At 42.1% G+C, this 11,023-nt stretch carries 12 protein-coding genes; 5 read left to right on the forward strand and 7 right to left on the reverse strand.

The window, feature by feature from the left end; all coding sequences use genetic code 11:
- Positions 1–92: 92 nt before the first annotated feature.
- Both V7150_RS01415 and V7150_RS01420 read right to left on the reverse strand, forming a co-directional pair.
- Positions 93–1,391 (reverse strand): HD domain-containing protein, encoded by a 1,299-nt coding sequence (locus V7150_RS01415; protein WP_335512889.1) that lies wholly within the window; start codon positions 1,389–1,391, stop codon positions 93–95.
- Between the two features lie 385 nt (positions 1,392–1,776).
- Positions 1,777–2,016, reverse strand: a complete 240-nt coding sequence (locus V7150_RS01420; RefSeq protein WP_335512890.1) for a DUF1450 domain-containing protein — start codon at positions 2,014–2,016, stop codon at positions 1,777–1,779.
- A gap of 327 nt (positions 2,017–2,343) precedes the next feature.
- Between V7150_RS01420 and V7150_RS01425 the strand changes: the two genes are divergently transcribed.
- Positions 2,344–3,108 carry an RsfA family transcriptional regulator gene (locus V7150_RS01425; RefSeq protein WP_335512892.1) on the forward strand — a complete coding sequence of 255 codons (765 nt, stop codon included), beginning with the start codon at positions 2,344–2,346 and terminating at the stop codon, positions 3,106–3,108.
- Between the two features lie 209 nt (positions 3,109–3,317).
- Here V7150_RS01425 and V7150_RS01430 read toward each other — a convergent pair whose 3' ends face one another.
- Both V7150_RS01430 and pta read right to left on the reverse strand, forming a co-directional pair.
- Positions 3,318–4,163 (reverse strand): lipoate--protein ligase family protein, encoded by an 846-nt coding sequence (locus V7150_RS01430; protein WP_335512894.1) that lies wholly within the window; start codon positions 4,161–4,163, stop codon positions 3,318–3,320.
- Positions 4,164–4,443: 280 nt separating this feature from the next.
- Positions 4,444–5,415, reverse strand: a complete 972-nt coding sequence (pta, locus tag V7150_RS01435) for a phosphate acetyltransferase (RefSeq protein ID WP_335512896.1) — start codon at positions 5,413–5,415, stop codon at positions 4,444–4,446.
- A gap of 246 nt (positions 5,416–5,661) precedes the next feature.
- Between pta and hemQ the strand changes: the two genes are divergently transcribed.
- Together hemQ and gerQ are read left to right on the forward strand one after the other, a co-directional pair.
- The gene (gene hemQ / locus V7150_RS01440) at positions 5,662–6,405 is read left to right on the forward strand and encodes a hydrogen peroxide-dependent heme synthase (RefSeq protein ID WP_335512898.1); all 744 of its coding nucleotides are present in this window, start codon (positions 5,662–5,664) and stop codon (positions 6,403–6,405) included.
- 516 nt (positions 6,406–6,921) lie between these two features.
- Entirely contained in the window at positions 6,922–7,386 is a 465-nt protein-coding gene (gene gerQ / locus V7150_RS01445) for a spore coat protein GerQ (protein ID WP_335512900.1), read from the forward strand.
- A 46-nt stretch (positions 7,387–7,432) separates the two neighbouring features.
- Here gerQ and V7150_RS01450 read toward each other — a convergent pair whose 3' ends face one another.
- From V7150_RS01450 to V7150_RS01460, 3 genes are all read right to left on the reverse strand, one after another.
- Positions 7,433–7,804: a DUF423 domain-containing protein gene (locus tag V7150_RS01450; protein WP_335512902.1), complete on the reverse strand. Its 372-nt coding sequence runs from the start codon at positions 7,802–7,804 to the stop codon at positions 7,433–7,435.
- Positions 7,805–7,820: 16 nt separating this feature from the next.
- Positions 7,821–8,129 carry a YwdI family protein gene (locus V7150_RS01455; RefSeq protein ID WP_335512903.1) on the reverse strand — a complete coding sequence of 103 codons (309 nt, stop codon included), beginning with the start codon at positions 8,127–8,129 and terminating at the stop codon, positions 7,821–7,823.
- A gap of 100 nt (positions 8,130–8,229) precedes the next feature.
- On the reverse strand, positions 8,230–9,165 hold the full coding sequence (locus tag V7150_RS01460) for a helix-turn-helix transcriptional regulator (RefSeq protein WP_335512905.1): 936 nt from the start codon (positions 9,163–9,165) through the stop codon (positions 8,230–8,232).
- A gap of 135 nt (positions 9,166–9,300) precedes the next feature.
- Between V7150_RS01460 and modA the strand changes: the two genes are divergently transcribed.
- Both modA and modB read left to right on the forward strand, forming a co-directional pair.
- Positions 9,301–10,107 (forward strand): molybdate ABC transporter substrate-binding protein, encoded by an 807-nt coding sequence (gene modA, locus V7150_RS01465; RefSeq protein ID WP_335512907.1) that lies wholly within the window; start codon positions 9,301–9,303, stop codon positions 10,105–10,107.
- Between the two features lie 9 nt (positions 10,108–10,116).
- A complete protein-coding gene (gene modB / locus V7150_RS01470) occupies positions 10,117–10,779 on the forward strand; it encodes a molybdate ABC transporter permease subunit (RefSeq protein WP_335512909.1) in 663 nt (220 codons plus the stop codon).
- Positions 10,780–11,023: the final 244 nt, after the last annotated feature.

Raw genomic sequence — 11,023 nt, forward strand, 5'->3', positions numbered from 1 at the left:
CTCCTACTCCATTACATTAGGTGTCGGCACCATTTACAGTATCCACAGGTTAGAAAGGGTGTCAGGCACCAATATTACTATTTTCACCTGATTTATATCTCTAAAAGGGCACGTATTTGTTGTTTTATCTCTTTTTCGGTCGACTCATCTTCAAGAAAATCGGCCGGATAATAAAGCTTATGATCGGTTCTTCTTTTCCCCGAAATCGCATCGACAATTTCTGACTCACGCGATAGCTCTCGTAATTCCCCATTTTTCATTAGCAAATGAATCGGTAGTCTTTCCTCTTCCTCACCAGGACGATAAAAGTCATACGGCAAATCCGATGACGAATCGACGACCAAATAATATTCAGGGTCAATGCCGGCTTTTTTAAAAAGCGTCGTCAATTCAGTAAGCTTCTTGTATTCTTTCGCAGGGTCAAATTCGGCATACTTGAAGAGGTTGCGATTGACAAAGCGCCTACAAAGATCGCTTAAAACGGGATCAGCTTCTTCCTGCCAGATTTGAAAATAATATAAAATGACGGATTCATCCAATTTTAAATAGTCTTCTAATGTCACTTGCTCATGAAAGAGGGACGTAAAGTGGATTGGCTCATATTTAAACGTATAATTTTCCTTATACAACTGCTTGGCGCGGTGGAGGATTTTGGACAAAATCACCTCGGCGCTGCGGGAAACAGGATGGAAATATACTTGCCAATACATCTGGTAGCGGCTCATAATATAATCTTCTACCGCATGCATACCGCTCTTTTTGATGACGACCTGGTCTTCCCGAGGCCGCATCACACGCAAAATTCGCTCCATATCAAACTGGCCATAGCTGACGCCGGTAAAATATGCGTCCCGCTGCAAATAATCCATTCTGTCGGCGTCAATTTGACTAGAAATCATGCTAACAACTAGCTTTTTCTCCGATGTTTTGGCAATGACTTCTGCAACTTGCGAAGGAAAATCCGGGCTCACCTTTAAGAGCACCTTGTTCACTTCAGTATCACCTAAGATAATGGCACGGGTTAAGTCTTCGTGATCAAAATCAAACACTTTTTCAAAGGAATGGGAGAACGGACCATGTCCTAGGTCGTGAAGAAGCGCAGCACAAAGCGTCAGCAGGCGTTCATTATCGTTCCATTCCGGCCTTCCTGCAAATACATCATCAATGATACGGCGAACAATTTCATATACGCCGAGAGAATGGTTAAAGCGACTGTGCTCAGCACCGTGAAAGGTCAAAAAGGTCGTTCCAAGCTGCTTGATTCGGCGCAGCCGTTGAAACTCTTTCGTTCCGATTAAATCCCAAATCACCAGGTCACGCACATGGACATAGCGGTGGACGGGATCTTTAAACACTTTTTCTTCACTCAATTTTTCCGCCGAATAATGCATGGATTTCCCTCTTCCTCTTTACATTCCTAGCTTGCTAACTTACTGCTGATCGGCCAGTATTTAATATTCCTATTATATACCAAAAATCCGCAAATTTCCGCAGGATTTTTCGACATAAATGTCACATTTTGAGTGCCATACTAGGGTGATTGCTACCATAAACAACACCCGCAGGTTAGATATGGTGTCAGGCACCATTTACATCATCCAGGGATTAGAAAGGGTGTCAGGCACCAAAAAGGAGGCACAAAAAGGGCACCATTAATAACATAAAATAAAAAATCACCTTTAGTATATTAACAAAGGTGATTATTTGATAATTAAGAAAAGATCTATTAACTTCGATTACTGTCTAGCTCCAGCGCCCAGCGACTAGTGTACTTCGCTAAACGGACGCTTCCGCTTTTCGTATCTTTTTATTCACTTTCTCCATTAATTCCTCTTCCGTTAATGCGGCTACAGGGCGATTATTAACGAAGGCAAAGGTCTTTTTCCGGCCCGGTCCGCAATAGGACTGGCAGCCAATTTTGATTTCGGCATCCGGATCGATTTCTTTCAAGCGAGGGATCAATGTCTTTAAATTCACGGCCTGACAATCATCGCAAACACGAAATTCATTGGACATTTCATACAACCCTTTCTACAGTCAATCTATTATATAGTCATTATTTTATCCAACAAGCAATCAATATAAGCTATTGGAAAAACAACTGATCTTTCAACGGTCTAACTCCATAGGTATTTTACATTTTCTTTTTTCCCAATGCAAGTTGCAATCCTTAGCAGCTATTGTCAACCTGTCTAAATCTTTTAGTTAAAAAATCTACTATCCTTTCAATCATTTTGGTATAAAGCATGAAAAACTTGTCCATCATATGACTAGAGCTATATAAAATCGTCAGGAATTTGACTGGCAAAGTTAATCGTACATTATTTTAGGGAGTTGAAACATATGAAAGTACGTCAAGACGCATGGACAGATGAGAACGATCTGTTATTGGCTGAAACTGTTCTGAGGCATGTGAGGGAGGGCAGCACACAGCTGAATGCCTTTGAAGAAGTAGGAGACAAGCTAAACCGAACCTCTGCGGCCTGTGGTTTCAGATGGAACGCTGTTGTCCGGCACCGCTATGAAAAAGCATTACAGTTAGCCAAAAAGCAACGAAAACAAAGACAAAGAGTGTTAGGAAAAGACCAAGGCGGCAAGAAAAAGCTGCTTTACAATCCTCCAGTCACGGCTGCAGAAGAATTCGAAACACTGCCGCCGCTGCAGATCGAAATGCCGGTAGAAACCACGGATGAAATGCCGGACATGACAGCGGAAATGGCCGCTGAAACCTATGTGAAACCGGCCGTTCAAGCTCAAGCCCAAGTTCAAGTTCAAACATACAGGACAGCAGCCACCGGCGGGATTACCCTGGATTCTGTTATTTCTTACTTAGAAAACTTTCATCATGCCAATCTGCAAAATGAAGCATTAAAAAATGAGAATGAAAGATTGAAAAGGGAAGTAGCAGAATTACGAAGGCATAACGAAGAAATGGCGGCAAAAATTGCCGGGCTCGAGCAGAATTCCGAAACGATTCAAGAAGATTACGAGACCCTCATGAAAATTATGAACCGCGCCCGCAAGCTTGTGTTATTTGAAGAAGAAGAAAGACCTGCAACTAAATTCAAAATGGACCGCAACGGAAATTTAGAGAAGGTTGCAGAGTGATTTTTTGAAAAGTAATGGGAGAAGAGACAGGAGCAGCATCTTAAAATAGAAAATCCGTGGGTCATTTAAATGGTCCATGGCTTTTTTATATGAAAAGCAGAAGCTTCCTTTACGAGGTATTTTGACAAGAGCGCTTCGACTGCAAAGCTTATGCTCACGAAACATCCTTAGTGACTTATACGTAATAAAAAGGATAAACTTGAAAAAGTTTATCCTTTCTTATTAGCCATGTCAGCAATTTTCTCATTACGGTCAATGACCCTTTGATAATATCCGGGAAATAATCCAAGCTCGTATTCGTTCAGCTGCCCAGCATACAAAAAATCACTATTGGCATTTAACTGATTTAATAGCCGCAGCATCACATCAGCAATCGTGAAAGGCCTGCCGAGTAATTCTGACAGCGAGGCCATCACCTCCGGAACAATTTCCGGATAGGTAAATTTCGTTTGTTCCGCTTGTTTTGCCAGCTCGTAAAATTGCTTCACAAGCTCTGCACGTTTTTGGCCGCTGCCATTCACACCGAGATAAATCTGGACCGCGACCCCTTTTTTAAGGCGGCGCTGTGAGATGCCGGCAAACTTTTTCCCGTCAATACTAAGATCGTAGCTTCCCGGGCAATAGGAGCCGACGATTTCCCGTGCTTCGATTTGCTGCGGGAAATCGGCAAACATATTTTGAATCAGCTGCCACATCACATCATAGCCACGGTTGATATCGATCCCTTTTTCAGCTTCTGGAAAAATTAACGAGATATTAAGGACACCTTCATCAAGGACGACCGCTAAGCCGCCGGAATTCCGGACTATCACCTGATAGCCCTCTTGTTTTAAAAATTGGATTCCTTCCTGTAAATATGGCAGTCTCGTATCCTGGATGCCTAATACCACTGTATTGTGATGCACCCATGTCCGCGCTGTTGCCGGTGCTTCGCCTGCCCCGACCGATGCACATAAGGTATCATCGGTACCAAATGATTGTAATGCCTGAAAATGAATGCCGACCGCGGATTGGTCAATGATCCGCCATTCCGGCTGGCGTAGTAAACCCTCCATTGTTTGTGACTCCTTAATGGTTTGATAGGCATATTTTATCAAAATATGGGCGAATTAAACAGTCTGTGCCAATTTCCAACCCTTCTTATCGACCATCACACAGGTTTTTTCTCCTCTTCAGGCTTTATGAACCGCTCTTACCGACCGTCACACACAGGTTTTTTCCTCCTCTTCGTGCTTTATGAACCGACCTATCGACCATGACGACGATTTTCCACCACTAATGTGCTTTAAGACAAAAAAAGCCAGTCCGACACCCGGACTAGCTCCAAACCTTCCATTATAACCCTTGCGCTGCCGTAATTAATGCAAGCTTGTATACATCTTCTTCATTACAGCCGCGGGATAGGTCGTTCACCGGCGCGTTTAACCCTTGTAAAATCGGACCAACCGCCTCAAATCCACCTAAACGCTGCGCAATTTTATAACCGATGTTTCCTGCTTCAAGGCTAGGGAAAATGAACACGTTCGCATCCCCCTGCAGCGGTGAATCCGGCGCTTTACTCTTGGCAACCGATGGAACAAACGCTGCGTCAAACTGAAATTCGCCGTCCAACACGAGTGAAGCATCGCGTCGTTTTGCTTCAGCCACGGCTGCAATCACTCTTTCCGTTTCCTCAGACTTTGCCGATCCCTTCGTTGAAAAGCTCAACATTGCGATTCGCGGTTCGATATCAAACATCTCCGCTGTTTTCGCGCTTTCAATTGCAATTTCCGCTAAATCATTGCTGTCCGGCGCAATATTGATCGCACAATCGGCAAACACATATTTTTCATCTTCACGAACCATAATGAACACACCGGACGTCTTCTTCACGCCTGCTTTTGTCTTAATAATTTGCAGCGCAGGGCGAACGGTATCTGCCGTCGAATGTGCAGCCCCACTCACCAAACCATGTGCTTTATTTACATACACAAGCATCGTGCCGAAATAGTTTTCATCCAGCAATATTTTACGGGCATCCTCTTCCGTTGCTTTCCCTTTGCGGCGCTCGACAAACGCTGCAACCAATTCATCCATTCCAGCATAGCTCGCAGGATCATAGATTTCCGCAGACTCTAGCGAAACGCCAGCCTCTGCAGCCTTTGCCTGGACTTGCTCGATGTTGCCAATCAAAATCGGCGTGATTAATTTTTCCTCAGCCAAGCGGCTCGCTGCGCGGACAATCCGCTCATCTAATCCCTCTGGAAAAACAATTCTTAAATCACGTCCGGAAATTTTTTGCTTTAAACCTTCAAATAAATCACTCACGACAATTTCCTCCTTAATAAAACTACCCTTTCTAGCATACTTTACCAAGGTAAAATATCAAGTATCGTACGTCACAGATAGCGGTTTCATTAAAATGTTTTTGTTTTCAAAAAATTACACTCATACTTTTACTATTTACCTTTTTTCAAAAAATATCCACTCGCTGGCATTCAAGTGTTTAGAAAGGTGTCTCTTGGTCAAACTATGTTATAGTTATGGGTGAATGACTATTTAGGAGTGATTATAATGAGTGAAGCAGCACAAACGCTTGATGGCTGGTATTGCCTTCATGATTTCCGCACCGTAGATTGGACAACTTGGAAAATGCTTTCTAGCGATGAACGCCAAACCGCTATCCACGAGTTTTTAAGTCTCGTTGAAAAATGGAACCAGACTGGTGAACGTAAAGAAGGCAGCCATGCCTTATATTCAATCGTTGGTCAAAAAGCTGATTTTATGATGATGATCCTTCGTCCAACAATGGAAGAGCTAAACGAAATTGAAACCGAATTCAACAAAACTAAATTAGCAGAATTCACAATTCCTGCTCATTCCTATGTATCAGTGGTTGAGCTCAGCAACTATTTACCAGCTGATGAAGATCCTTATCAAAATCCGCAAATTTTAGCACGCCTATACCCATCGCTTCCTAAAACGAAGCATGTTTGCTTCTATCCAATGGATAAGCGCCGTCAAGGCAATGATAACTGGTACATGCTGCCGATGGATGAGCGCCGCAGAATGATGCGCAGCCACGGAATGATTGGCCGTACATATGCAGGAAAAGTAAAACAAATCATTACCGGCTCCGTTGGCTTTGACGATTACGAATGGGGCGTTACCTTGTTTGCTGATGATGTCCTGCAATTTAAAAAACTTGTGTATGAAATGCGCTTTGACGAAGTGAGTGCCCGCTATGGCGAATTTGGAGCTTTCTTTGTCGGCAATCTGTTAGAAGAAGAACTCGTAGCAAAATTCCTTCATGTATAAATAAGAAAAGTTACAATGAATAAGTTTCATTCGGACAATCAACAGCTAATTTCCTGCTTATCCTGTCCGAATAAGCTTTGCATTCGGACTATCAACTGGCAAATCCACATAAAGATCAGCTGCCATTATCGACGGATTCTTCTTTTTGCAAGATCGGGTGCTTTAGTGAAAATAAGGAAAAACCTTAATTTGATTGTCATTTAGTCCATATGAATATTAAAAATGGCGTGCTAAAACTGAAAGCAGTTTTACACGCCATTTTCTATGTCATTTACCTGTTTTGCACCTAAAAACGGAACCCTTCAGCTGATACTGGGAGCTTTTTTACTTTTTCAATCTAATCCTCAAGTCATATATTCGGACTTTCCCTCATACTTATAAAACAGCGAGTCTTTAGGATTACCCCCATCAACCAGAAGGAATATTTATTCCATGCCGCTGTAACCTTTTAGGTCATGGGGAGTATTAATAAAATGTTGTGCCATTTGTATTATTCATTTTTTAGGAGGGAAAAAGATGAGCCAATATTATAATCCACAAGGGTTTCAGCCCTATACTGGAGCACCCGGGCAGCCGGGCGCTCAACCGTTCACAGGCGGCGGACAGCAGAGGGTTATGCCTCCACAGCAACAACAAGCATTTCCGCAATTTCCGCCAGCAGGAGGGGGAGCTGTTTCACAGCCTCCTTCAGGCATGCTGCCAATTGAGCAGTCGTACATCGAAAATATCCTGCGCTTGAATAAAGGGAAGCTTGTCACTGTCTTTACTACCTTTGAAGGGAACAGTCAGTGGAATGCTAAAGAATTTAAAGGAATTATTGAAGCGGCAGGAAGAGATCACGTTATCCTTAGTGATCCGCAAACAGGCGTCCGCTACCTCATTCCGATGGTGGCTGTCGACTACATTGTTTTTTCTGAGGAAATCGAGTATGAATATCCATATGGAGCTGCACCACCCATGGCTACCTACCCGCCAAGATAAAAAAACATGCATAAACACCAATTGGCCGCCAATTGGTGTTTATTTTTTAAAACTGTTTAACTGCCCCGACAATCATAAGAACCCAAGCTGCTAAAAAACAAACGCCGCCAATCGGTGTAATCGCACCCAAGACGCCAACCTTGGTCAAACTCAACATGTACAAGCTCCCGCTGAACAAAATAATCCCTGCAAGCATTAACCATCCCGACCAGCTGAACAAAGAACTTACCCCAACTTTCCCAAGAAGAAGGCCAATGATTAAAATCCCTGTTGCATGAAACATTTGATAGGTAACGCCTGTTTTCCAAATATCCAAGTAATGCGCATCCAATCTATCCTTTAAGCCGTGCGCACCAAAGGCACCAAGTGCAACCGCCAAAAAGGCATTAATGGCGCCAACAATAATAAAAGCTTTCATTTACATTTCCCCCTTTTTAAAAATCAAATAATGAATCGCCGTTTGCTTGGTCCATCTCTATCTTTTTCGCCTGCGGCATCGTTGCCGGCTGCTGAAAAACTTGTTGATTCATCAGCGGCTGTTGAAATACTTGCTGTCCGGTAACATGTGCCGGTTGATTCAATAGAACTTCCGTTTTTGCTGCTGGTTTTTCTTGTAAAATCAATTCGCATAATATTTTAATAGAGTAAACTTTTTCCCGCAAGCTTTCTTGCTTAGCACTGCTTCTCGCCAGCTTTAATTCTTCTTCCATTTTCGTTAATAGTGTTTGGACAGGTATATTCACTGCAGCATTCCCTTTCTTTTTCTCATTTTACATTTACACACCTGATGAGATTCGACAATCTTCTCATGTTCCACGTGAAACAAGTCAAAATTTGTCACTATCAATAGGTCTCATAAATAATAGAACTTGTTTTCGTTTGATCATAATCGCCCAAAGAGCTTATTTCAGTTTGAAACAACGAAGATGATAAAATCTCCTTTACAATCCGGATGAGCGTTTCATTTTCAGGAGTTTTTAACATCACTAGGTCATACCGTTCCGTAATTAACGGAATAAAATCGATACCTATCATTTTTGCCGACTTTTCAATTCCTACACCGACATCAGCCTTGCCGGTAAGAACCGCTGAAGCGACACTTAAATGATTCGTCTCTTCGTGTTCATACCCGATAATCGTCTTCGAAGAAATATTATGGATTCGGAGCTGTTCATCAAGCAGGATTCTTGCCCCTGATCCTTTTTCACGATTGATCAAGGTAATGTGCGGCTGGTTTAAATCCGTCCAAGAAGTGATGTTGAGCGGGTTTCCCTTTTGGACATATAATCCAGCTTTTCTGGAAACAAGATTGAGTAGTATGTACGGATAACCTGTTAAAATTCTTTTAACATATGGCAGATTATAATCTCCTGTATCACCGTCAAACATATGCAAGCTCACGATGTCACATTCACCATTATATAAAGAGATGAGGCTATTTAAGCTGCCGGAATAAGACCTGAGCGTCTTATAGGTTGAACCTTTTTCGATATGTTTTCCTAAAATATCGAGGACGATATCTTGTCCACTAATGACAATATTGTGGGATTCCTTTGGTTCCGTCCTGCTCGGTTCAGCTGCCGGAACAGAAGATGAGGGCATTGGAGCAGACTTTTGATTTTTAATATATCGGTCTAAATCCTCTGCATCCATCCGCATTTGTCTTCCTACACGGAATACGGGAAGCTCCCCTTTTTTAATCAAATCATATATGGTAAGTTTCGATACTTTTAACAGCTGCGAAACTTCTTCAATCGTATAGGATATCTCCTTTGACATGTCCATCCCTCCACTTCATATTGTATCTCATTACTTTTTAAAAAGCATATTGCAAATATTTGTGATTTTTTTCATACCATAACTAATTATAATTAGTTATAATTAGTTATATCTAATTATAAGGAGAGAGATGATTTGAAAAAAGGCTATTTATTATTTTTATCGATGATGATGTTTTTACTAATCTTTACAGGATGTTCAGCTAATGAACAAAGTAAACAGCCGGCAGAGAAAAAGAAGGCAGCCCCTGAAAAGAACGTCGAATTAACGATTTCAGCAGCGGCTAGTTTGCAGGATGCCTTAACAGAAATAACGACAAATTTTAATAAAGAACATAGCAATATCAAAATCAACTATAATTTTGGCGCTTCCGGAGCGTTACAGCAGCAAATCTCTCAAGGTGCGCCAGTCGACCTCTTCTTCTCGGCAGCAGAAGATAAATTCGAGAAATTAGTGTCAGAAGGTCTGATTGAAAAGAAAAATGGCACAGACCTTGTCGGAAACAAATTGGTGCTAGTCGTGCCAAAAGACTCCACTAAAGGCATTAAAACATTTGAAGACCTTCCAAAAGCGAATAATATTTCGATTGGTACCCCTGAAGCTGTACCAGCAGGTCAATATGCCAAAGAGGCACTTGGAAACTTAACGATCTGGAGCGCAGTTGAAGGAAAAATCGTCTATGGCAAGGATGTACGTCAAGTGCTTACATATGTAGAAACTGGTAATGTCGACGCCGGCATGGTGTATAAAACTGATGCGTTAACATCATCAAAAGTAGAGATTGCAGCAACCGCTGAAGAAAAAACCCATACGCCCATTATCTATCCTGTCGGAATCATCAAGGCTAGTAGCCATCCAAAAGAAGCCATGTTATTCTATGAATATCTACAAACAAAAGAGGCAATGAAAGTTTTTGAAAAATACGGATTTAAAGGACTGTAAAAAATAAACATGACAGACCACTTTTGGGATCCTGTAAAACTATCGCTAGAGGTAGCCGTTGTTTCAGGATGCATTGTTTTAGTTTTAGGATTATTTATTGGAAAGTGGATGGCGAAGGCAAGATTCAAAGGAAAAGCAGTTATTGAAACCATTTTCCTTTTACCGTTAGTGTTACCGCCAACCGTTGTCGGTTTTTTGTTACTTGTGATTTTTGGAAAACAGAGCCCAATCGGCCAATTCATCGAATGGGTATTTCATCAGCCCGTCATTTTCACTTGGTGGGCTGCAGTGATTGCTGCTTTGATTGTTTCCTTTCCGCTCATGTATCAATCGGCAAAGGCCGGATTTGAAGGGGTTGATGGAGACGTCGAGGATGCGGCACGGGTTGATGGGGCGAATAAATTACAACTATTTATGTTTGTTTCTGTCCCACTTGCCTTGAAGTCGATTATCTCAGGAGGAATTCTAAGTTTTGCCCGAGCGTTAGGTGAGTTTGGCGCAACACTCATGTTTGCAGGCAATATACCCGGAAAAACGCAAACCCTCCCGACAGCCATCTATGTCGCTATCGACTCAGGCAACATGCAGATGGCCTGGTTATGGGCCTTGTGCATGATTGGGATCTCATTCCTGATGCTTGTCTGCGTTCAACTTTCTAAGGCAAAAAGCTAAATTTTTTATGCACTTACAGCAAACAAGTAAACCCGGACCAATGGTGGTACGGGTTTACTTTTACTTTTCGGATTCCTGAACCCGATTTGTCCATCACTGGCCTTGTGAAGGACACTTCTCACGATTTCTTGGACCGATTTGGCCTTCATTGACCTTATGAAGGACACTTCCCTCGATTCCTTGAACCGATTTGTCCTTCATAGACCTTATGAAGGACACTGCCCTCGATTTCTTGGACCGATTT

It is taken from the genome of Neobacillus drentensis, assembly GCF_036965245.1.
Classification (GTDB): domain Bacteria; phylum Bacillota; class Bacilli; order Bacillales; family Cytobacillaceae; genus Neobacillus; species Neobacillus drentensis_G.

Excerpts from the sequence above, each read along its gene's own strand:
- V7150_RS01415 (WP_335512889.1), bottom strand. The coding sequence starts at position 1,391 with ATGCATTATTCGGCGGAAAAATTGAGTGAAGAAAAAGTGTTTAAAGAT.
- V7150_RS01420 (WP_335512890.1), bottom strand. The coding sequence starts at position 2,016 with ATGTCCAATGAATTTCGTGTTTGCGATGATTGTCAGGCCGTGAATTTA.
- V7150_RS01425 (WP_335512892.1), top strand. The coding sequence starts at position 2,344 with ATGAAAGTACGTCAAGACGCATGGACAGATGAGAACGATCTGTTATTG.
- V7150_RS01430 (WP_335512894.1), bottom strand. The coding sequence starts at position 4,163 with ATGGAGGGTTTACTACGCCAGCCGGAATGGCGGATCATTGACCAATCC.
- hemQ (WP_335512898.1), top strand. The coding sequence starts at position 5,662 with ATGAGTGAAGCAGCACAAACGCTTGATGGCTGGTATTGCCTTCATGAT.
- gerQ (WP_335512900.1), top strand. The coding sequence starts at position 6,922 with ATGAGCCAATATTATAATCCACAAGGGTTTCAGCCCTATACTGGAGCA.
- V7150_RS01450 (WP_335512902.1), bottom strand. The coding sequence starts at position 7,804 with ATGAAAGCTTTTATTATTGTTGGCGCCATTAATGCCTTTTTGGCGGTT.
- V7150_RS01460 (WP_335512905.1), bottom strand. The coding sequence starts at position 9,165 with ATGTCAAAGGAGATATCCTATACGATTGAAGAAGTTTCGCAGCTGTTA.
- modB (WP_335512909.1), top strand. The coding sequence starts at position 10,117 with ATGACAGACCACTTTTGGGATCCTGTAAAACTATCGCTAGAGGTAGCC.